This window comes from Ignavibacteria bacterium, assembly GCA_025612375.1.
Lineage (GTDB): Bacteria > Bacteroidota > Ignavibacteria > Ignavibacteriales > SURF-24 > JAAXKN01.
In genome coordinates this window covers 36,387-57,356 of sequence record JAAXKN010000030.1, presented here as the reverse complement: position 1 = coordinate 57,356, position 20,970 = coordinate 36,387, and the positions used below count along the sequence as shown (strand labels likewise).

General features: G+C 44.6%; 19 protein-coding genes and 1 tRNA gene. 10 read left to right on the top strand and 10 right to left on the bottom strand.

Annotated elements, in window-relative coordinates; translation table 11 throughout:
- Positions 1-157 precede the first annotated feature (157 nt).
- The 4 genes from tnpA to HF312_15985 all read right to left on the bottom strand — a co-directional run bounded on the left by tnpA (position 158) and on the right by HF312_15985 (position 5,761).
- Positions 158-637, bottom strand: coding sequence for an IS200/IS605 family transposase (tnpA, locus tag HF312_16000; GenBank protein ID MCU7521717.1), 480 nt, complete (start codon positions 635-637; stop codon positions 158-160).
- 644 nt (positions 638-1,281) lie between these two features.
- The gene (locus tag HF312_15995; GenBank protein ID MCU7521716.1) at positions 1,282-3,252 is read right to left on the bottom strand and encodes a hypothetical protein; all 1,971 of its coding nucleotides are present in this window, start codon (positions 3,250-3,252) and stop codon (positions 1,282-1,284) included.
- Between the two features lie 73 nt (positions 3,253-3,325).
- Positions 3,326-4,447: a hypothetical protein gene (locus tag HF312_15990; protein ID MCU7521715.1), complete on the bottom strand. Its 1,122-nt coding sequence runs from the start codon at positions 4,445-4,447 to the stop codon at positions 3,326-3,328.
- Positions 4,448-4,564: 117 nt separating this feature from the next.
- Positions 4,565-5,761, bottom strand: coding sequence for an aminotransferase class I/II-fold pyridoxal phosphate-dependent enzyme (locus HF312_15985; GenBank protein ID MCU7521714.1), 1,197 nt, complete (start codon positions 5,759-5,761; stop codon positions 4,565-4,567).
- 132 nt (positions 5,762-5,893) lie between these two features.
- Between HF312_15985 and HF312_15980 the strand changes: the two genes are divergently transcribed.
- Entirely contained in the window at positions 5,894-6,889 is a 996-nt protein-coding gene (locus HF312_15980) for an NAD(P)-dependent oxidoreductase (protein MCU7521713.1), read from the top strand.
- Positions 6,890-7,031: 142 nt separating this feature from the next.
- Here the strand turns inward: HF312_15980 and HF312_15975 are convergent, their stop codons facing one another.
- Positions 7,032-7,430 carry a hypothetical protein gene (locus tag HF312_15975; protein MCU7521712.1) on the bottom strand — a complete coding sequence of 133 codons (399 nt, stop codon included), beginning with the start codon at positions 7,428-7,430 and terminating at the stop codon, positions 7,032-7,034.
- Between the two features lie 146 nt (positions 7,431-7,576).
- Here HF312_15975 and HF312_15970 point away from each other — a divergent pair, with 146 nt between their 5' ends.
- A complete protein-coding gene (locus HF312_15970; protein MCU7521711.1) occupies positions 7,577-8,962 on the top strand; it encodes a HAMP domain-containing histidine kinase in 1,386 nt (461 codons plus the stop codon).
- Positions 8,963-9,031: 69 nt separating this feature from the next.
- On the opposite strand, the gene HF312_15965 is transcribed toward HF312_15970, so the two are convergent.
- Positions 9,032-9,976 carry an SMP-30/gluconolactonase/LRE family protein gene (locus tag HF312_15965; protein MCU7521710.1) on the bottom strand — a complete coding sequence of 315 codons (945 nt, stop codon included), beginning with the start codon at positions 9,974-9,976 and terminating at the stop codon, positions 9,032-9,034.
- Between the two features lie 170 nt (positions 9,977-10,146).
- Here HF312_15965 and HF312_15960 point away from each other — a divergent pair, with 170 nt between their 5' ends.
- The 5 genes from HF312_15960 (at position 10,147) to HF312_15940 (ending at position 12,707) form a co-directional block, all read left to right on the top strand.
- Positions 10,147-10,503 (top strand): T9SS type A sorting domain-containing protein, encoded by a 357-nt coding sequence (locus HF312_15960; GenBank protein ID MCU7521709.1) that lies wholly within the window; start codon positions 10,147-10,149, stop codon positions 10,501-10,503.
- 55 nt (positions 10,504-10,558) lie between these two features.
- Positions 10,559-10,632 (top strand) — tRNA-Glu (locus HF312_15955).
- A 491-nt stretch (positions 10,633-11,123) separates the two neighbouring features.
- Positions 11,124-11,465 (top strand): (2Fe-2S) ferredoxin domain-containing protein, encoded by a 342-nt coding sequence (locus HF312_15950; protein MCU7521708.1) that lies wholly within the window; start codon positions 11,124-11,126, stop codon positions 11,463-11,465.
- A complete protein-coding gene (gene nth, locus HF312_15945; protein MCU7521707.1) occupies positions 11,452-12,090 on the top strand; it encodes an endonuclease III in 639 nt (212 codons plus the stop codon). Before HF312_15950 ends, nth begins: the two co-directional genes overlap by 14 nt.
- A gap of 62 nt (positions 12,091-12,152) precedes the next feature.
- Positions 12,153-12,707, top strand: coding sequence for an HDIG domain-containing protein (locus tag HF312_15940; GenBank protein ID MCU7521706.1), 555 nt, complete (start codon positions 12,153-12,155; stop codon positions 12,705-12,707).
- A 71-nt stretch (positions 12,708-12,778) separates the two neighbouring features.
- Here HF312_15940 and HF312_15935 read toward each other — a convergent pair whose 3' ends face one another.
- Entirely contained in the window at positions 12,779-13,771 is a 993-nt protein-coding gene (locus tag HF312_15935) for a DUF4249 family protein (protein ID MCU7521705.1), read from the bottom strand.
- A complete protein-coding gene (locus tag HF312_15930; GenBank protein ID MCU7521704.1) occupies positions 13,768-16,017 on the bottom strand; it encodes a TonB-dependent receptor in 2,250 nt (749 codons plus the stop codon). Before HF312_15930 ends, HF312_15935 begins: the two co-directional genes overlap by 4 nt.
- 295 nt (positions 16,018-16,312) lie before the next feature.
- Here HF312_15930 and HF312_15925 point away from each other — a divergent pair, with 295 nt between their 5' ends.
- Positions 16,313-16,924 (top strand): hypothetical protein, encoded by a 612-nt coding sequence (locus HF312_15925; protein ID MCU7521703.1) that lies wholly within the window; start codon positions 16,313-16,315, stop codon positions 16,922-16,924.
- Between the two features lie 35 nt (positions 16,925-16,959).
- Positions 16,960-17,460: a hypothetical protein gene (locus tag HF312_15920; GenBank protein ID MCU7521702.1), complete on the top strand. Its 501-nt coding sequence runs from the start codon at positions 16,960-16,962 to the stop codon at positions 17,458-17,460.
- Between the two features lie 103 nt (positions 17,461-17,563).
- On the opposite strand, the gene HF312_15915 is transcribed toward HF312_15920, so the two are convergent.
- Both HF312_15915 and HF312_15910 read right to left on the bottom strand, forming a co-directional pair.
- Positions 17,564-18,757 (bottom strand): L-serine ammonia-lyase, encoded by a 1,194-nt coding sequence (locus tag HF312_15915; GenBank protein MCU7521701.1) that lies wholly within the window; start codon positions 18,755-18,757, stop codon positions 17,564-17,566.
- Positions 18,758-18,859: 102 nt separating this feature from the next.
- Positions 18,860-19,738 carry an NAD(P)-dependent oxidoreductase gene (locus HF312_15910; protein ID MCU7521700.1) on the bottom strand — a complete coding sequence of 293 codons (879 nt, stop codon included), beginning with the start codon at positions 19,736-19,738 and terminating at the stop codon, positions 18,860-18,862.
- A gap of 159 nt (positions 19,739-19,897) precedes the next feature.
- Here HF312_15910 and HF312_15905 point away from each other — a divergent pair, with 159 nt between their 5' ends.
- Entirely contained in the window at positions 19,898-20,947 is a 1,050-nt protein-coding gene (locus tag HF312_15905) for a hypothetical protein (GenBank protein ID MCU7521699.1), read from the top strand.
- Positions 20,948-20,970 lie beyond the last annotated feature (23 nt).

Here is a 20,970-nt window from a genome sequence, read left to right as displayed (position 1 = left end):
CCCCGGGTGCCATAATCAAAAAAAACCCCAAGCCCCGGTCAGGGGCGGCACATAAGCGCCTAGAATTCGTGAATATCTCACATATTCGTAGATATTCGGCATATTCGTGGATATCCGGCAAATTCGTGGGATTCTCAAATTCTGAAACGATAATGCCTTAATCAGATGCATCCTCTTCTTCATAAATCCAGTGGAATAGGTACTTTTCGTCATACTCCACTCCGAAATCCACGAGTATCTTCATGTATTCTTCCTTGAATGACTTCTGCCTGTGATGCTCCTCCTGATTCAGTATGTATTTTATGACGCTGTCAATCTGGCTTTTTGAATATGAGAATGCTCCATAGCCCGACTGCCAGGAAAAGAGGCTTAAATTAAACTTCTTCTTCATGAACCCTGATGAACTTGCCTTAACTTCCCTCATGAGATCTGAAATGGAAGTCTTTGGATCCAGTGCCAAAAGTATGTGCACGTGATCCGGCATGGCTTTTATGGCGAGCAATCTTGATCCCTTGTTCTTTACAATTCCTGTAATGTACCTCTGGATCTCGGATGAAAAATGCGGCTTTATCAGAGCCTGTCTTGATGAGACTGCAAATACCACGTGGATGTAGAGCTGTGTGTATGTGTCCGGCATAATAAACCTGTCTGGGGCTGTTTGGATATGATTAAATTTACTCCTGAAGGGAATGTCTGGATGTGAAGCATGGCACAATTTCATATGCCGCCCCTGACCGGGGCTGGTGTGTGGTGGGGGATTATTTAACCCGGGGTTTGTCGTCCCTTCCAGGGACTCCTGCACCCTGGGCTACAAATGTCTCGTCATCCGAAGGATGACTTAGTGATTGCGTTATTCTGAATGCTCTTGTTTTCTTAAAGTGATCCTTTTGAAAATATTTCCTAATATTACATCACATTTTATCCATTTGTGGCCTATGGCTAAATTATTCAATATTTTAGAGATTTTTCTCGTCCTGTCGGTAACAGCTTTGATTGCATATTGTTATACGGCAGACAACAAAACCTATTTAGCAGATTTTCTTGCCGCTTTGGGAATTGCATTACTTTCTATAATCCTGTTAATAAAGAGCAGAAAAACCAGAACCGTTTTTGGGGTTTAATAAAAGAAGGCCGCACTCCTACCCTTTACAGTGCGACCGTTTTATTTTATTTTATGTTTACCATTGTCGCTTCTTTTATTTCAATAATTATCTTTTTAGTTGTAGTCCATTTATGGAGTGTTCCTTAGCATTATTCTTTCTAGAACCGGTATCTCACTCTTTACTTCAGCTCCACCTTAATGATCTTATCCCCCTGATCTATCGTGTCTACTACGTCCATCCCTTCCACTACCTTGCCGAAATTGCTGTAACGGCCGTTCAGATGAGGGAAATAACTGTGCATTACAAACCACTGCGAGCCTTCCGTGTCCTTGCCCGCACTGGCCATCCCTACATATGACCTCTCAAACGGAACGGGGGAAAACTCCGATACGATTTCATAACCCGGACCGCCCCAGCCGGTACCTTCCGGATCACCTGCCTGTATTACAAAATCGGGCACCACACGGTGAAATATTACCCCGTTAAAGAAATCCTTCTTTGCCAGAGAGCAGAAATTCCCAACCGATATGGGCGACACCTCTGAATTAAGCTTTATTGTGAAACTCCCTTTATCCGTCGTAACTACTGCATACTTGTATATGAATGCATTTTTCCAGAAGCTGATGAAACTGCCCAGGTCTTTCCTGGGCTCCGTAGTTTTCCCCAGCTCCTTAAAGGCAAAGGAACTCATCGAATAAAGTGTGGAGGTTTTCATCAAATTTAATACTTCAGTCCTGAACTCAGGCGAAATCTTCCCGGCAAGACCGACAAGCGACATGCTGCTTTCTGTAAACTGCGCATTGTTTAGGTGAAGCCCCGCCTGCCTTTTTATTATTCTTTTAAGCTCATCTTTATGGCGCTCAATAAAGAGGGAGTCAAGCCCGTCGGCTGTAACGGATACCGCGGCAGCAAAGACAGAAGATAAATTGCTTAATAAAATGCCGTCAAGCTTTTCGTTTCCGGGCAGATACTTCTGAAGCGCAAGAAGGGCACTTAAACGCTCAAGCTCTTCAGACTTGTCGTCTGCACTGTTTTCTATGAGGCGGCTTAAGTTTCTTTCCGGATCTGTAAAATTCTCCTGCATCATGCGGAAGTAATAAACTTTACCCACTTTATCCCTTTCCTTTGATGCCAGGTTAAAGGCATTGCCGGGCTCCATCTTTGCCAGGGTCAGGAAAATTTCTCCCATTGTGTTAAGTGTAAAAGAGTTATCAAAACTCTTCTCCAATGCCTTCTTCAGGTACTCTCTTAAGGCGCCGTCCAGTGAGGCTTCACGGAGCGAAATTGCGGCCTGGCGCGAGACGTTAGGGTTCGCATCCTTTAAGAGCCTGAGGTAAGTGTTAAGCTCTTCCTCGCTCTTAAAACTGTAATAACAAAGGACTTTTGCGGCCTCTGTCCTTATCCTCCAGTCAGGATCAAGAATAAGATTCTTAAATAAATTGATGCTGCCTTTGAAGGACTTAAGCTTCCTTAAAGCCGCAAGAGTGTACTGCCTTAGAACAATGTTGTCTTCCTTCGAACCCTTTTCAGAAAGAACCTTTAAGAGGCTTTCTTCCGAGTCCCTGCCTGGTGCTGTTCTTGAAAGCGCAAACGCAGCATGGATCCTCCTGCGCATGGGGAGCTCTGTATCAGAAACTTCACCGGTTAATATCGTAATTTCTTTCCCGTCTTCAGTTCTTATCCCCCTTGAGTTAAAGCCTGCAACTGCAAGCGATATGCCGTTAAAGTTTTTGCCTTCCGTGCTCAGGTATTTTTCAATGAGATAGTTATAAGCTTCCTTGTCTCCCGTTCTTCCCAGTGCGTCAAAGGCTTCTTCCTGAAAAGGGCTTTTATCCAGGGCTTTCTGAAGAAGATATTCAGTCGATGCTTTTGAATAGCCTATATGCCCGAGCGCAAAAGACATATAATCGCCGTACTTGCTGAAATTCAGTCCAGTAATAGCCTCAACGAACGTAGTGTCGTTTGAATGGCTGAGGCTTAGAAGTGCCGCCCTTACACGTTCAGGCCTTCCTGATGTTAGATATTTACTTATAACTTCAGGGCTGAATTTTCTTAAGTAGGTTGTCTCCGCCAGGTCCAGATCAGCAGGGGAGTACTGTGCAAGTACAGGGGAGGAGAAAAGAAGAAGAAGTAAAAGTTTCTTTATCATATCTCTGTGGGTCCTTTAAAGGAAAAAGCGGCCCTTCTCAGAGCCGCTTTTTGGGTGAATAAAATACTAGTACTTAAATACTCATATTGTATACTCTGTATTTCTTGTAAAGATCGCCATTCATTACCTGGGCGCCACGGTTCATCATTTCGTTGTCTTCCAGAATCCAGCTCGCCTCGCCAAGGTCTATGCCTATTGCATGAGCCCTCTGGACTATCTCATAATAGAATGCCGCATCCAGCCCTTTTTTCTGGAATTCAGGGATGATGCCGAGTGTGATGATCCTGGACCATGTGATCTTTTTCTTTTGTGTAAACATCTTAATAAAACCGAACGGGAAGAGCCTTCCGTTCATCTCTTTGAATACCTGGTTATAGTCCAGCATTACAAGAGCAAACCCGACTAGCTGATCCTTTATCGTGCCAAATATTACGAGTGAAGGCTCTGCAAGCGGCTTTAAGTCTTTTGCCATTGCATCGAGCTCATCATCTGTCAAGGGAACAAATCCCCAGTTCGGAGCCCATGCCTTGTTATAAACATATTTAACCTTCTCGAGCTCTTTCTTGAATTCCTTCATATTAAGAGCTGTGACCTCAAGTCCTGCTCTTTTTGCAGCAAGCTCTGCAACCCTCTTCAGTTTTTCCGAAGACATTACCTTCTGGTTCTCGAGCTTATAGGCATAAAGGTCTTTTTCTTTCTTCAGGCCGTAGTTGTCACAGAGGTCAAGGTAGTACTTCGGATTATAGGTCATAAGGAGTCTTGGAGGGTCGTCAAAACCATCCAGGAGCATTCCCCACTCGTCGTTGCTCGAAGGGTTTGCAGGCCCCCTCATCATGCCCAGCCCTTTGGTTTTCAGCCACCCTTTAGCGGCATCAAAGAGTGCATTTGCCACTTCCTGGTCGTTAATGCATTCAAAGAATCCGAAAAAACCTGCGTTATCGTTGTGGTACTTGTTGTGCAGGTCGTTTTTAATTGCTGCAATTCTTCCAACCAGTTCACCGTTTTTTTCAGCCAGGAACATCTCCATTTCAGCGTGCTTGAAGAAAGGATTCTTTTCCTTGCTGAGGATCTTCTTCCTGTCCATGATCAAAGGCGGAACCCAGTTCGGGTCACCGTCATAAATTTTCCAGGGCAGCTTTATAAACCTCATCAGGTCTTTCTTGGAGCTGACCGTTGTAATATTAATATTTCCCATACATATTCCTCTAAAAAAAAAGCATACCTTGAAAAGTTAAGTATGCTGATGCAGAAATTTACAGATCAATTGCCCCCGCCTTTTTGAAGGCGGGGGCGTATATATAGAGAAAACCGGTTAGTCGATAATTCCCAGTTTCTTACCGTTACGTTTCATTGAATCGATGATGTAATCGAGATGCTCGTCTTCATGGGTAGACATGTAGCTCGTTCTCATCATCTGCCTTCCCTGTGGAACGCCGGGTGAAATAAACACATTTACAAATACGCCGTCGTCGAAGAGCATCTTGCCCATCTGGAAGCAGAGTGCGTCGTCGCCAATTACAACAGGAACAATTGCAGTTCTGTTGTCTATTACGTTAAAACCCGCCTCTTTGAGGCATTTTCTTACCTTGGCAGCGTTTCTGACAACGCGGTCAACCCTTTCAGGCTCTTCTATTAAGATTTCCAAAGCAGCAATTGCAGATGCTACGCTGGCCGGTGTTGGCGAGGCGCTGAAAATAAGAGCAGGGGACTGATGCTTAATGTAATTTATTACCTTTGCATCGCCGACGACAAAACCGCCTAAAGAAGCAAAAGTCTTGCTGAAGGTTCCCATTGTCATGTCAATTTCATCAGTGAGGCCAAACTCGTTTGCCGTACCTCTTCCGCCTTTACCTATTACTCCTACTGAGTGTGCGTCGTCAATTAAAATTCTTGCGTTGTTTTCCTTTGCTATCTTATTCAGTGTCGGGAGGTCAACAATTTCACCGCCCGTTGAGAACACGCCGTCGGAAACAATAAGCTTTCCGGCTTCTTTCGGGAGCTTTGATATTACTCTTTCCAGATCCTTCATGTCGTTGTGCTTGTAGCGCACAATTTCAGCCGTGGCGCCTTTGGCCATGAGGTTTCCTGCAACAATGCATGCATGGTTGTCTTTATCTGAAACTACATATTCACCGCGCTGTACGAGCGTAGGAATAATTCCCTGGGCCGTCTGGTATCCGGTCGAGAAAAGAAGGCATGCTTCCTTTCCAAGAAACTTTGCGAGTTTTTCTTCCATCTCAACGTGCAGATCGATCGTGCCCGTAAGATAACGTGAACCGGAACACCCTGTCCCATATTTTTCTACAGCTTTTATTGCAGCTTCTTTTACCCTTGGATGCGCTGTAAGACCAAGATAGTTGTTGGATCCTGCCATAATAACTTTCTTCCCCTTCATCGTTACAACAGGTCCTTCGTTTTCTTCAATTTCCCTGAAATAAGGATAAAGACCCGATGCCTTAACCTCATCTGCCTTGGTAAATTCGAAACACTTCGTAAATAGATCCAAAATAATCCTCCTAATTCTATTAACTTTATATGAAATTTGATTCTTTTATTTTTATTTTTGTCTGGTTCACGCGTATTTATTAATTTTAATGCAAAATCTATAATTAAATCATCTTAAAATCAAATGGAAATTAATATGAAAGACAGCAGCCCGGTTGCAGTGGTAACAGGAGCAAACGGTTTTGTGGGCAGCCACCTTGTGGATCTGCTTTTAAGCAAAAACTTTAAGGTCAAATGCATCACCAGAAAATCCAGCAACCTTAAATGGCTGAGCGGTAAAAACGTGGAAATTATAGATTGCGGACTCTTTGATAAAGAAGGCCTCGTGAAGGTCTTTAAGGGAGCTAATTACATTTTCCACGTTGCAGGAGTGGTCAAAAGCAAGGCTCCTGAAGGCTACTTTATGGGAAACGTGGAAACTACACGCACTATTCTTGAAGCAGCCCTGGAAGTTAAAGACACATTAAAGAAGATTTTGGTAGTCAGCAGCCAGACCGCCTGCGGCCCTTCATTGGGCGGCCGCCTGGTAAACGAAGAGTCTGAATGTAACCCTATTACAACTTACGCCAAAAGCAAGCTTGAAGAGGAAAAACTGGCTAGAAGCTATATGGACCGCCTGCCGATTACAATCTGCCGCGCTCCTGCTGTCTACGGCGAACGCGATACGGAAATACTTATCTTCTTCCGGACCTTCAATAATGGGCTCATGACTACAATAGGCATGAATGACAAATCCTTAAGCCTTATACATGCAGTGGACCTCGTAAGGGGCTTTTACCTGGCTGCAGTAAATGAAAATTCAGCCTGCCAGACCTATTTTATCAGTTCGGAGAAGATTTACACCTGGACTGAAATAGGCAAAGTTACCTCAGAGGTGCTGGGTAAAAATGCCCTCAAAGTTAAGGTCCCGCACTTTCTGGTCTACACAATTGCCGCAATTGCACAGTTCTTTGCAATGTTCAGCTCAAAGCCCGCAACCCTAAACCTCGAAAAGGCACGGGATCTCGTGCAGGAAGCCTGGACGTGTGACACCTCAAAAGCTGTGAACGAATTGGGCTACCATCAGGAGATACCAATAAAAGAGGGAATAAAAAGAACCTGCGACTGGTACAAGGAAATGAAGTGGCTCTAAAGGGTCAGTAATTTATCAAATGAAATATTTTCAGGCGGGGTCTCCCCGCCTGAAAGAAAATGACTTTCGCAATGCCTGCAGTCCGGGCTTCCAAAGCCTTTTATTACACTCCGGAAATTAAATTCAACGTAGGCACCTGAATTTAATTTGGCTTTGCACCTTCTTTAATCCATGTAGTAATTCCATCGATCTGGTTTTTGGTCAGCTGCGGCCGATCTACCGGAGGCATATGATTTGTAGCCCCGGGCTGAATTGCCCAAATAAGGCGGCTGTTCTGAGGGTATCCTGCAACAACTACAGTCGGATCCGAGGTCGTATTCTGGTACGAAGTAAAGCTGAGCCCTCCGGCACGGCTCTGGTCGTCGTGGCAGCCTGCATTGTTGCATTTAACTTCCAGAAGAGGCTGGATATCATTGTTGTAGCTTACATTCTTTGAGGGAATCTGATGCTCGTCCACGCTCTGGTTTGTAATGGTGTCCTTGCATCCGGCAATTATAACAATGGCCAGAAAAACAGCTGCAAATAAAATGTTATATTTCATATATGAACCAATCTCAAATTAATACTCAAAGATAAGGGTGCCCGCGGTTTATTTCAACACTATTTCAGGGATTTGAGGCAACTATTGACTAAGATAAAATAATACTATAGATTAGACTCACCAAGAAATTCAGCGGAAAGAATCTTATGATTTCATTAATTCCTTCGTGGGCTGGTGATAATCCGGAATTCTGGGTTTCTGTTAAAAAAAGGAATCTCTGGCTGATAAAACTAAGGTACGGGGCGGTGGCAATGCTGGTGGCAATGCTGCTTGGGCTGCAGTTCATTATGAAGCTCCCCTTGACGCACACACAGGCCATGGCCTACAGTATTATTACACTCTCAATCCTGTTCTATAATGCATGCTTTCACTATTTCAGGCGCTTTATTAAACCCGAAGCCGGAAGGTTTCACGCCCTGCACCTGTCGCTTCTGCAGATGTTGTTTGACCTTGCCGCACTAATGCTCCTGGTGCATTACGGCGGCGGAATTGAAAATCCTCTTTACATGTTTTTTATCTTTCACATGATCATCGGAAGCCTCATTCTGCCCGGTTTTGTAATCTATACTATTTCGGGTGGGGTTGTTCTGCTCTTTTCACTATTGGTCTTTTCGGAGTACCTTGGACTTCTGGCTCACCACGGGGTTTATAGCCTTTTCATGCACCCTGTATACAACAACCTGAACTTCATTATTGTATTTCTGATTGTCTTTAGCGTAATGATGTTTGTAAGCGTTACAATAGCCAACAAAATTGCCCACGAGCTCTACAGGCGTGAGCAGGACCTCATTGAAACACTGAAAAAACTTAACCTGGCTGAAATTGAAAAGCAGAAATATATAATGGGCGTGGTGCACGAGATAAAAACCCCGGTTGCTGCCGTGCAGTCATACCTCGACCTTGTGCTGGGCTCTTTCCTGGGGCCTGTGGCCCCTGAGGTTTCAGAAAGGCTCCTGCGGGCAAGAAAAAGAACCGAAGAGACAATCCGGATGATAAATAACATTTTGCGCCTTTCGAAGTTAAAACTGTTAAATGAGCTTTCAGAAGAAGAAATAAAAATGGATGAACTTCTGTGCGGAATAATTGACCAGCACCGCGCAATGACAGAACAAAAACATATTAATGTCGTTCTGAAGGACGAAAGGAAGATTAAGAAGTATATACTCGCAGACAGGGAGCTGCTGGAGGTGGCTTTCTCGAACCTTCTTGGCAACTCTATAAAGTACATAGGCTCCGAAGGCAAAATTGAAATTCTGCTCTTGGATAATGACGACGTATTAACCGTGAATCTGTGTGATAACGGGATAGGAATCCCTGAAAGTGAACTAAATAAGATTTTTGAGGAATTCTACAGGGGTTCAAACATTAAGCACGGGGGCTACGAGGGCTCCGGCATGGGGCTTTCAGTTGTAAAACAGATAATAGAGCGTCATAAAGGAACAATTTCCGTTGAAAGCCCTTCGCGCCTGGCCACCCAGGGCAAACCGGGAGCATGTTTTAAGGTAACTCTGCCATTGGAAATGACCTCATAAACCATGTCCTAAAAAAACGGTGCCAGGAACACTTCCTGGCACCGTTTTGAAGAGATACCTGATAAGTAGCTATTTTGCACCCGGTGAATGGAAAAGCCTTAAACCCGGAACCTCAACCCTGGTCTTATAAATTGAGTTCGTTTCATCTTCTGTAATATAAAGCGTTTTCATGTCATCCCCGGCAAATTCCACGTTGCTCGGTTTTTTACCCGGAGTTGGTATCTTGCCTTTTATTTTGCCCTCAGGAGAAATGACATACACTCCGCCCCCTCCGAAATGAGCCGCGTAAAGGTTGCCCTCCGTGTCAAAGGCTATCCCGTCCGGATCCCCGCCCGGAAGGTCAATAAATACCGTAAAATCTCCGAAAGTCCCGTCATCTTTAACCGGGAATCTGATTATCCTCTGGAAAGCCGATTCACATACGTAAGCAAATTTACCGTCTTGAGAAAAAGCTATACCGTTTGGAAAACCGAGATTTGAATAAACGGGCGTTGTAGTCTTAAAATCAGAAGAAATCCTGTAAATTACGCCGTCCAGGTTATTTTTGTCGTAGGCCAGGGGGTCTGTAAAATAAAGGTCACCGTTAGGTGCAAATGCAAGGTCATTAGGCTTTTTGAACCTTTTACCCTCAAAGCCTTCTGAGACAGCCGTGCAGCTGCCGTCGGGGGAAAATCTTATAATTGCACCCTTGCCGTATTCGCAGGCAAAGACGCTCCCGTCTTCATAAACCGTAAGCCCGTTGGTTTTTTCGAACTGATATGGTTTTGAAGGGGCCTGGACAAATGCGTCCACTTTATCCCCCTGAATGCGCGTAATCCAGTCGCCGTAGCAGTTTGACGCGTATAAGATGTCTTTCCCGTTCCAGGCAGGGCCCTCCGGGAATTTCAGGCCTGAGGCCACTTTTTCAAGTTCAGGACTCTTAAAAGAGCCGCCGGTTTCCTGGCCCATTATATAGTTGGGAAGGACAGATTGCCCAAAAATGAAGAAAAGGGACATCATCCGGAATTTTTTCATGCCGTACCTCGTTTAAATTATGTAGCTTGTGTTCTAGAGTATTTAATATTAATAATTTAAACCTTAAATTAAAAGAAATGATTTATGAAAAATGTTTTACTGTATTTTTTTCCGGTTAAACCTTTTATCCCAATTACCGGTCCAATACTATAAACAGGGGAGAATGCGACATGAAAAAAATTATATACATATTTATACTGCTTGCTCTTTTATTTCCTCTTAGCAACGGAGCGCAGACGGTTCTTGCAGACAAGCAGCCGGAATTAACTTACAATTTATTCCAGAACTATCCCAATCCTTTCAACCCGGTAACAACCGTCAGATTTACTGTTCCGGAAGAGACACGTGTATCGTTAAAGGTTTTTAATGCCCTGGGAGTCGAAATAGCCAATCTGATGGATACAGTCAAGCCGGCAGGGGATTATGCGGTTGAATTTAGCGGAGAGAAACTGCCAAGCGGTATCTATTTTGTGCAGCTCAAGGCCGGCAGCTACATGAGCATAAAGAAAATGATTTTGTTGAAATAAGCTTTGGAGAAATTGCAGGTTTTTCTTAAATTTGTACTTCTAGATTTTTTACACTGGCGCGTTCGTCTAGTGGCTTAGGACGCTGCCCTCTCAAGGCAGAGATCACCGGTTCGAATCCGGTACGCGCTACAAGTAAACCCCGAATTTGAGACAAGTTCGGGGTTTTTTGTTTTTTTAAAGGGTTAGGGACCCCAAAAAAAATCAGAAGGTAAACTGAATTATTTTTTTGCCTGGAGGGTCCCTTTGCCCTGAGATTCTTTTTCAACTGGTACGGCATTTTTCAATAATAAGGAATAAAGCCTCTCATATTCCCGCTTTTCTTTGTAGTTCGTCAGCTTCTTTGAAATCTGACTTATCAGGTTGTTTCCCATTTTGCGTTGTTTTTTAAGTTTCTTACTTTAATCCGCAACAAAAATTTTCCTCTATACATATATATATGGTTACAAAGAGCATTCTCGGAAAATTTTTTTGAAAAATTTAAAATATTTTCAAAAATAATCAATTTTTCCGCTTTCTGAGGCTTTTATCCAGGATATTAAGTCCTGAACTGCTCATGCAGTATGGACTTCTGAACCTAAATTTTTTTATCTTTGTTTTTATGAAAAATGAAAGGCTTTGCAATGAAACGTTTTGAAAAGCATATTTTTGTCTGTGAGAATAAAAGGCCCGAGGGCCACCCCCGGGGCTGCTGCTCCGATAAGGGCTCCCCTGCAATACGCGAACAGCTCAAAAAAAGACTCAAAGAGCTGGGCTTAAACCACCTTGTACGGGCAAACACTTCAGGCTGCCTCGATGCCTGTGAGTTCGGCCCTTCTATGGTCGTCTACCCCGAACAGGTCTGGTACGGCGGCGTAAAGCTGGAGGACGTGGAGGAAATTATCCAAAGCCATATAATTGACAATATTCCTGTAGAAAGACTTATGATTAAAGATAAAAGGTTTAATAAAGATGCCGAAAAATAAAGAAAAAGAGCACGCTAAAAAGGTGTTCGAAATACTTAGAAAAGAGTACCCTGAAGTTAAATCGGCACTCGACTTTACAACCCCTTTTGAGCTTATAATTGCAACAATACTTTCTGCCCAGTGCACCGATGCAAGGGTGAATATTGTAACTAAGGACCTTTTTAAGAAATACAGGTCCCCCAAGGATTTTCTTGAGGTCCCCGTTGAAGAGCTTGAAAAAGACATCTTCTCAACCGGCTTCTACCGCAACAAGGCTAAAAGCATAAAAAACTGCTCCAAAGTTCTTGTTGAAAAGTATAACGGCGAGGTCCCGCGCGATTTTGACGCTCTTACGGAGCTCCCGGGTGTGGGAAGAAAAACAGCCTCGGTTGTTGCAGCTAACGCTTTCGGAATTCCTGCAATTGCCGTGGATACTCATGTTAAGAGGCTTGCAAACCTGCTCGGCTTCATACAGTCGGATGACCCGGAAAAAATTGAAATGCGCCTTAAGGAACTGCTTCCTGAAGAGGAATGGATTAACTCCTCGCACTATCTTATCAGCCACGGCAGGAAGATCTGCGTAGCAAGGCGCCCTAAGTGCCTGGAATGTGTGCTGGGCGGGATATGCCCGAGCTTTAATCCTTAAAAGCTTTCTTCCGCGCAGCGTTAAAATATAAATTTGTAATGTTCTAAAACAAAGGAGAAAAAATGGCTACCAGGGAAGAATGTCTGGCTATTTTAAAAGAATACACAAAAGGTGAAAGTTTATTAAAGCATGCCTACGCAGTTGAAAGCTGTGTAAGGGCATACGCAAAGAAATTCGGCGAGGATACGGAGTACTGGGGCAACGTGGCCCTTCTGCACGATTTCGATTATGAAATGTACCCGTCCCTTGAGGACCATCCTTTTAAGGGAAATGAAATACTGAAGGAAAAGGGGTTCGGCGAGGCCTTCAGGCGCGCAATTATGTCGCACGCAAGCTCTACAGATATTCCCCGCGAAACTCTTCTTGAAAAAACTCTTTTTGCCTGCGATGAGCTGGCAGGTTTTATTACGGCAGTCACCTACGTAAGACCCAGCCGTTCTATTGATGAGGTGGAAGTGAAATCTGTAAAAAAGAAGATGAAGGATAAAGCGTTTGCCCGTGCTGTAAGAAGGGAAGATATTACAAAAGGCGCCGAAGAGCTCGGCATCCCGTTAGATGAGCACATTCAGTTCTGCGTTGAAGCCATGAAGGCCAACAAAGCTGAACTGGGATTATAAATAATTACCCGGGCGGCACCGGGAATAATTCTTATGCCCGCCCGGATAATTTTTCTATTCTTACGGCCTTTTTACATTCCGCTTTTGTCCCAATTAAAGCCCAGTCTAGTTGTGATATAATAAGCATCCAGCTTTTTTCTGACCGTTGTCTTCCTGTAAGTTCCGAAGATACCGAGCCCCCCGCTGATATTCGAATAAACCATCTCCTCTGTTCTTATGGAAAAGTTATCCATCTGCCCGTTTGTGCTCGAGTAATAGGTGGTAAGCGGCGCATCAAACTCAAGAAGTTCGAAGTCGATATATTTCAAAGTGTAGTCCGTCAAATTAGGATCCCCTTCCGGAAGATTATGGAGTGAAGTCACTATTGACTTGTATTCAAAAGCGCACGAGTCTGCTTGTGTGAATCCCGGGTAATAAGGGACAAGTTTGTCACCCTGTTTTACATAAGAAATGGGGATTATCTTCCTTAAAGATGTAATTTTGCCCTCTTTGTTTTTTTGGTATGGTATGGATAGCCTCGGGAAAGTATAATGATTACTGTTAACAGGATACCACCTGGCCGTGTAATAGTCTCCTGCAATATACCAGTTAATCGTAGGATCTACGCCGTTGGGGAATTCATATGAGAATTCTATTTGTGGAACATCAGGGGGCGTTGTAACGGCCGAAAGGATTCTTCCATTTGGAAGCTTGGCCGCTATCTTCAAATCCTTGCCGTCCACAAATTTAACTCCCACTGCAATGTAATATTGCTGGTGGCTGGTGTACCGGCTCGTGTCTGCTCTCAGCCTTTCACCTTCGTGGAGCTTATAGGTGGTTTGCCCCTGCGTAATTGTAATTTCGGCTCCGGTTAAAGCCGGGTCCACTTTGTTTACCTCCGGGTTAAAGCCGTTCACGTCGTAAGTTTTACTGATTACGGCCAGCACTGTGTCGGCAGAAATATTAACAATACAGGTAAGCACATACTGCTCTTTGAATGCAGCTTTCGGGCTAACCGTTTCCTCACACGACATGTTGAAAAAAGCCGCCGCTGCAATGAGCATCAGAATATATAATTTTTTCATAGTTCCACCTTTAAGGACACTGAAGGCAGGAAGGGAAGCATATTGACCTGCTTTCCGGTATTTTTGTCAAAGTAAAATATGTTCTTTCTGTTGTAAACATTCATTATGCTTGCATCGAGCGTGAACTGTGCGAAGCCAAAGCTGAACTTCTTCGACATCCCGATGTCCAGCCTGTGATAGACCGTCAGGCGTTCAAGGTTCCGCCTGTCCCATATTGTTGAACCCTTAAAGCTGGTGAGGTCCTGAACATTCCAAACGTTGTCAATCTGAAGCCTGTCGTAAAAACCTGTTATAGGTGAAAACGGCAGACCTGAATTTAAGAACCACGTTGCATTTAACTCAAAACCGCGCCCAAGGTCGTATCCTGTAAGAATGTTAAGCGAATGCCTGAGGTCATATTTGGGAACGTAGCGCACGCCTTTACTGTCTATCTTAAACGACCAGCTTAAAGAGTACCCGGCTTTAACATACATTCCCGAGGTTTGCATTTTTATGAGACTTTCAATTCCGTAGGCTTCTCCTTTTACATTTATGTAGTCGGGATCTGTGACAAAATACTTGTTGTAATTTGCCTCCGAAAGATTTGTCAGGTACTTATAGTATCCTTCCAGGTCCACCGTAAAGTTTTCCGTTAAATAGTAGCTTAGGCCTAAAGTAAACTGAGTGGCTTCGCTGGCAGCAATGCTTGGCTGAATGATTGTCCAGGGCTCAAAAATTGATATGAGGTCGTTTTCGTTTGATAAAGTTACCATCTCCTGGGAGTATCTGCCCAGGCCTGCCTTTAATGAGAGTGTGGGAATAGGCTTATAAGTGACGTTAATGCGCGGCTCAAGAAGAAAAGGCCTCAGCTCGGAAATTGTTGCAAAGTTAACCCTCATGCCTAGGTTAAATCCTATGTTCTCATACCTGTAGAACTTGTAATTGGCAAATCCTGTAAGTCCGTAGCCCGATTGGTCGAATGAGATGTTTTTTCCATAAAGGTTCTGCATTTTGAGCCCCGTGGAAATGAATTTGTTCTCTATTCCGAAATTCAGTTCGTCGCGGCTGTCGTAAATATATGTAAAGTTCCACTGGCTCGTTATGTCGTGAACAAAATTACTCCTGGGCTTCGACTGGCTTAAGTTCGGCATCACTTCCGCCTCAAAATTGCTGGATGAAAGTGTGATTTCAGAGAAAAGGGGGCTTGCCCAGATCTGATACCAGTTCAGTCCGAAGAGTCTGTTCTTAATGCTGTAGTCCTCCTTGAACGGGTCGTCATTTTTAACCATGTCCTGTGAGAAGAATCCGTGAGCCGTGAACTTCCCGTTATAAAGGAGTTCGGGATTTGCATAGTTTACCTTGAATGACAAATCATAGAAATCGAAGGGAGCCTCCTGGTCGTTCAGGAATTTCTTGAGCGCTTTTGCGTAATAGCTTTTTCTTCCGGTAACGAGGAATGAGCCGCCGTGGATAGGCCCTTCCACTGAGGCCTTTCCGGACAAAAGTCCTGCCGTTCCGGCGGCGTGGAGGCTGTTTTTATTGCCGTCTCTTGTAAGGACATTCAGCACAGAAGATAGCCTCCCGCCGAATTCAGGCCCAAAGCCTCCTTTATAGAATTCCATGCCTGAAATCATTTCAGGGTCTATAGTACTGTAGATGCCGAGAGCGTGGAAAGGGTAGTAAACGGTCACACCGTTTAATAGCACCAGGTTCTGGTTGCTGTTTCCGCCGCGTACGAAATACCTGGAGGTTACATCGCCTGTTGAACTTACTCCGGGAGAAGACTGAAGGACCTTGAAAATATCGGCCTCGACGCCTGTGGGCATCATCTGTATCTCTTTTATGCTGATCTTCTGCAGCCCCACGTCAATCTCGTTTTCACGGGCTGATTTATTTCCTATTACGGAAACCTCTTCCAGCCTGATGCTGCTTGGAATGAGCTGTATGTTTAATTGTGTAATTTGGCCTTCCTTGATTTCGGCCAGGATCTCTTTTGTCCTGTAGCCTATACAGGAGACAGTGATTACATGGTTTCCGGGGGGAATAGAAGGAATAAAAAAGTACCCTTTACTGTCTGTCGGGGAGCCCAGGCGGAGGTTTTTGATGTAAATGTTTGCGTACTGGATTGCCTCGCCGTTTGTGGTATCTGTAACAATACCGCGCAGTTTGCCGCCCACAAGGGGGTCGGCTGAAGCGAAAATTTTTGATGAGGCAATGAACAGTAAAGCCGACAGCAGAATAACCGAAAGTTTTGAAAGCTTTTGCATTTGAGGTCCGGCTATGAATATCAGTAATATCTGTTTAATTAAATTACGCTACTCAAAATATGCTTTTTCTTTTAAAATACATAATGAGTTTTGAGTAATTGTCCCGGCCTGACCAGCCCGAACTTTTAGATCCGGGTCTCCCACCGATACTCCGGCTCTGGATTGCATTTTTACTCCATTGTAACAGAAAAAGAAAATAATATATTAAATATATAGGTGGGAAATCCCTGATATGAAAGTGTGACTTCCTGGCTTTCTGCTTCAGGAAATCAGTTTTTTAATTAAGGAGGGAGTAATGGCAGATATAAAAATCCAACCGAAGAGGCCTTCGCCAATATCTTATGTCTTATATGCAATTGCAATTTTGGCAATTATTTATATGGTTATCAGGAGCCTGACAGCTTCCAGAAATCCGGTACAAACCGCTGCGGTTACTGTCGATACCAATAAAGTCGCCGGAAGCGTAAAGGAGTTTGTGGGTTTCCTTGAGGATACTTCCAAAACAAGAGAGGATAACGCAAAGTCGCCGCAGTATACAAGCTACGGGCTTCATCTTCTCTCTGCTGCCCTTGGAGCTACGGCAAACAGGGATGCTGCAAACGATAACAATATTATCCAGCAGAGCAGGAGGCTTCAGACCCTGTCGGACAGCATACAGAATAACTGGACCCCGGTGGAAAAGTCGGGCAGAATTAGAGATGCTTTTATGACTGCTTCAGGACTGATGAATTCAATCCAGGCGAAAAAATATCCTAACCTGAAAAGCCAGGTCGGAATTGTCCAGCAGAAAGCCGAGGCAATCGATCCCAAAGCGGAAGTAAGAAACCAAAAGCCAAAGGTTGACCAGTTCTTCCAGCAGTCGGCAGCTGTCCTTCAGGCAATGGTTCAGAAAGCAAAAACCGAGTAGACACGACGTTAAGTAAAACAAGAGGAGGCAGTAAGATGGAATTAAATCCCGGAGAAGGCAGGGAAGAAAAAAGACTCTTATACAGTCTGAGCGAACTGGACTTTTATGAAGTATCCAAAGATGACCCGGACGTCCGCGGCTCTGACGTATACGGCGGTGACGGCGAGAAATTCGGCGAAGTGGACGACCTGATAATTGATCCGGCCGCATTGAAAGTAAGATACCTCGACGTGATTATTACACTTAAAAATGAGGACGACGAGCTTAATGCCAGACACCTGCTGATACCTGTGGGACTGGCTGTAGTGGACAAAAAAGATGACAGGGTAACGGTGCCCAAAATACGAATGAACAACCTGAGGGAATACCCGCTCTATGACGGAGGCATTATCACCAGAATTTACGAAAACTCAATACGCCATATTATGGACCCGGATATAATCTATCAGTCCGATGATACGGGTGACTTCTACAGCCACCAGCACTTTGACGAGGAAATGTTCTACAGCGACCGCCGCCGCCGGTCCGGACTGTAGCCCATTATTTTTCTACAAAACGGCGCCTTTCTCCGCTGTGGATGGCGCCGCCTTCCTGACCTCGGACTTCCCGCGCGGTGAAAGACTCCGGGAGGTATTTTTATTATTCCCACAATAAAGCCAGGCCGCCTTCGGAAGTTTCCTTGTAGATGTGAGGCAGGTCGTGGCCCGTCTGGTTCATCGTCTTAACAATCTTGTCAAAAGAAACTATGTGGCGCCCGTCGGAAAGGAGGGCAAAGGTTGCAGTGTTCAGTGCTCTTTCGCATGCAAAGGCGTTGCGCTCAATGCAGGGTACCTGCACAAGTCCGCATATCGGGTCGCACGTAAGACCCAGGTGATGCTCAATTCCCATTTCAGCTGCATACTCAACCTGGTGCGGAGTGCCTCCTAAAAGCTGCGTTGCGGCGGCTGCGGCCATTGCGCATGCCGTTCCAATCTCACCCTGGCAGCCCACCTTGGCTCCTGAAATTGAAGCGTTGGTTTTAACAATATTGCCTACAAGCCCAGCCGTTGCAAGCGCCCTTAATATCTTCTGCTCCGAAAAGTCAAAGCTCTCCTGGAGTCTTTTTAATACCGCCGGCACAACCCCGCACGACCCGCAGGTTGGCGCAGTTACAATCTTTCCTCCCGCTGCGTTTTCTTCGGCAACGGCAAGAGCATATGAAAATATGAGCGTCATCTCCTTTAGAGAACCCGTATAATTCTTTGCCTTCACGAAGTACGAGGAGGCTTTCCGCCTGAGATTTAAGCCTCCGGGCAGTATGCCTTCATTCTCAATTCCGCGGGAAATGGACTCATTCATAACCGCCCATACGTCCGACAGGTGCTCATAGATTTCGCTTCCCTCGGTCTCCTCAACGTATTCCCACAGTGAGCCTCCCTTGGATTTTGTCCATTTCAGTATGTCATCCATCGTGCTGAGATCGTATAGGGAATGCATCTCCTCGTCATGATCATCGTCAACGATCTTGCCGCCACCTACACTATAAACGGTCCATTCGTTTGTGATGTTTCCGTTCATGTCAAGCGCCTCGAGCTTCATTGCATTCGGGTGCTTCTTCAGGAATTCATCAGGCTTCCAGACGACTTCGGTTTCAAAAGGGTAAAGGCTTTCAATTATTGCCTTATCTGTCATGTGCCCTTTACCGGTTGCAGCCAGGCTTCCGTATAACGTAGCCCTGTATCTTAATGCGTCGGGGCTCATTTTCCTGAAAGTTTCTGCGGCCGCTCTGGGACCAATGGTGTGGCTGCTAGAAGGCCCAAAGCCGATTTTATATATTTCTTTTATTGATTCCATTATTCACTAATAAAATGAGTGAGCAAACTAAAGAATAAGGAGACGAAATTCAATGCAGGTATGAATCCATGGGGTCTTTTATTCAAAAAAAACTTCTTCAGTCTAGCATTCAGGCAGCGTTGCCCGTCTTAAATACTGCGCAAGTCCGCTCCTGAATGTTGGAAATGCTGGTGTCCAGCCTGTCTTGTCCTTGAATTTTTTATTGCTGCAGCGGTAGGAGGGGGTATTTGCCCCTTCTTCTTTCTGCGGCATAGGGGAGTGTGTAATGGAGGAAATATACGTGTAAAGGTCCCTGCTTTTAACCGGCTCATCGTCAACAATATTAAAAATGCTGCCGGGCTCGGTTTTATCCACAGCCAGGGTAAATGCCCGGGCAATATCGGCTACGTTTATGAGCGATATGTAGTTATTTCCTTCTCCCGGAATTTTCAGGTTCTCAGCCCTGGCGCGGTTAAGCCAGTCCTCGTCGCGCCCCGTGCCGGGACCGTAAAAAGACCCGCCTCTTAAGATCCTCCATTCAAGTCCGCTTTCCTTAACCATATCCTCCATATCGGAAGCCGACTGTATGTAGCGCTGGGGCTTAAGGGGGAAGGATTCATCTATTATGGCCTCTCCGTTATTGCCGTAAAGGAAAATTATGCTCTGCTGAAAATACCCCTTCAGGCCGTTTTCCCGGCATGCGTGAATAAGGTTTTGTGTCCCGTCCCTGCGGACGCGGTCGTTCATTGACCAATCAAGTGTTCCCGTGCCTGAAGGGATCACCGTAGCAAGGTGCATCGCGGTCTGGCAGCCTTCGGAGGCTTTCAAAACAGAATCTGCCTTAAGAATATCCCCTTCAACAGCCTCAATTCCCATATAGGTAAAATACTCCCTCTGAAGCTGTGTGCGCACCAGGGCCTTAACCTGCAGATTTTTTTCCATGAGGCGGGGTATAACGTTTCTTCCCAGAACGCCGGTCGAGCCTATAATTAAAATTTTCATAAGGTTTATTCCCAATGACCTAAATAAAATCTAACTAAATTCCTCAAAAACAAAAACCCTAATTACGCTATGATGTCTTTCATTTTATTTATTGTAATATTATTTTGCATAAGGTTATTACCCTTACCTGTTTAACGGGTCTAAAAAAGCGGGAGCCGTATGAAAATAAAATTGTTTCTCTGGATGATGCTTTTGCAGGCAGTGCTTCTGGCGCAGGCGGATACTGTGCTGCACGTTAGCAGAATTGAAGACATTAATTTTACTTCCGGACGTTTTCAGATTGCAGGAAGCCTCTACCTTCCCGATCTGAAACATGAAAGATACCCCGTTATAATCTGGGTCTCCGGAAGCGGCCCGGGCTTCAGGAAAATCAGGAATAAGGAAACAATTAAACTTGTTAACTGCATCCTCGACCGCGGTTTTGCTTATTTCAGGATTGATAAGCCGGGCTATGGCGATTCTAAAGGAAAGCTAAACGACGACAGCCTTTTGGCAGGATTTTCAGACATTTTTGTCGATGCAATTAAAAAGCTGAACAGTCATCCTGCAGTCGACAGGTCGGATATGGGCCTTTTCGGAAGCAGCCAGGCGGGCTATATAATGCCGCTTGTAATCTCAAAGTCCAAAGATATCTCTTTTATGATAGGCTCTTCATGTCCGGGTGAAAATTCCATGAACCAGTGGAACTACCTCCTTGAAAAACAGATGATCTGTGAGGGAATTACGCCTGAAAGGGCAAAGAAAAATATTGAAATGTTTTCCGCCTTAAGAAATACAACAGACAAAGAAGTCTTTGACAAGGCCGTAAATTATTACAAAAATAACCCGATGGTTGTAAGTTCACTTGGCTACGACTCGTCATTTTATAAAATAGCGGAAAGCTGGTGGCCGCGCGTAATTGATGAAAAAGATGAAAGCCATTTCAATCCAATGTCCGTAATGGAAAAAGTCACAATCCCTTGTTACCTGGTTTACGGGAAAAACGACACACAGATCGATCCCGTTCAGGCGATGCAGGCATATAAGGATGCTTTTGCCAAATCGGGGAACAGATACTTCCGCATTGAGATGCTAAGTAACAGCGACCACAACATGAGCCTCAGCGGCGGCTGCCTGAATGAAATATCTGAGTTGAACCAGTCGGGAGACTACAGGTACGACCCTGAATACATAAAGCTCATCTCTTCATGGCTTGACGAGTGGTTTTAGAATAAGTATTTTCAAATAACCTC

Excerpts from the sequence above, each read along its gene's own strand:
- HF312_15910 (MCU7521700.1), bottom strand. The coding sequence starts at position 19,738 with ATGAAAATTTTAATTATAGGCTCGACCGGCGTTCTGGGAAGAAACGTT.
- HF312_15970 (MCU7521711.1), top strand. The coding sequence starts at position 7,577 with ATGATTTCATTAATTCCTTCGTGGGCTGGTGATAATCCGGAATTCTGG.
- HF312_15915 (MCU7521701.1), bottom strand. The coding sequence starts at position 18,757 with ATGGAATCAATAAAAGAAATATATAAAATCGGCTTTGGGCCTTCTAGC.
- tnpA (MCU7521717.1), bottom strand. The coding sequence starts at position 637 with ATGCCGGACACATACACACAGCTCTACATCCACGTGGTATTTGCAGTC.
- HF312_15960 (MCU7521709.1), top strand. The coding sequence starts at position 10,147 with ATGAAAAAAATTATATACATATTTATACTGCTTGCTCTTTTATTTCCT.
- HF312_15980 (MCU7521713.1), top strand. The coding sequence starts at position 5,894 with ATGAAAGACAGCAGCCCGGTTGCAGTGGTAACAGGAGCAAACGGTTTT.
- HF312_15990 (MCU7521715.1), bottom strand. The coding sequence starts at position 4,447 with ATGGGAAATATTAATATTACAACGGTCAGCTCCAAGAAAGACCTGATG.
- HF312_15950 (MCU7521708.1), top strand. The coding sequence starts at position 11,124 with ATGAAACGTTTTGAAAAGCATATTTTTGTCTGTGAGAATAAAAGGCCC.
- HF312_15925 (MCU7521703.1), top strand. The coding sequence starts at position 16,313 with ATGGCAGATATAAAAATCCAACCGAAGAGGCCTTCGCCAATATCTTAT.
- HF312_15920 (MCU7521702.1), top strand. The coding sequence starts at position 16,960 with ATGGAATTAAATCCCGGAGAAGGCAGGGAAGAAAAAAGACTCTTATAC.
- nth (MCU7521707.1), top strand. The coding sequence starts at position 11,452 with ATGCCGAAAAATAAAGAAAAAGAGCACGCTAAAAAGGTGTTCGAAATA.
- HF312_15940 (MCU7521706.1), top strand. The coding sequence starts at position 12,153 with ATGGCTACCAGGGAAGAATGTCTGGCTATTTTAAAAGAATACACAAAA.
- HF312_15935 (MCU7521705.1), bottom strand. The coding sequence starts at position 13,771 with ATGAAAAAATTATATATTCTGATGCTCATTGCAGCGGCGGCTTTTTTC.
- HF312_15905 (MCU7521699.1), top strand. The coding sequence starts at position 19,898 with ATGAAAATAAAATTGTTTCTCTGGATGATGCTTTTGCAGGCAGTGCTT.
- HF312_15995 (MCU7521716.1), bottom strand. The coding sequence starts at position 3,252 with ATGATAAAGAAACTTTTACTTCTTCTTCTTTTCTCCTCCCCTGTACTT.
- HF312_15930 (MCU7521704.1), bottom strand. The coding sequence starts at position 16,017 with ATGCAAAAGCTTTCAAAACTTTCGGTTATTCTGCTGTCGGCTTTACTG.
- HF312_15965 (MCU7521710.1), bottom strand. The coding sequence starts at position 9,976 with ATGAAAAAATTCCGGATGATGTCCCTTTTCTTCATTTTTGGGCAATCT.
- HF312_15975 (MCU7521712.1), bottom strand. The coding sequence starts at position 7,430 with ATGAAATATAACATTTTATTTGCAGCTGTTTTTCTGGCCATTGTTATA.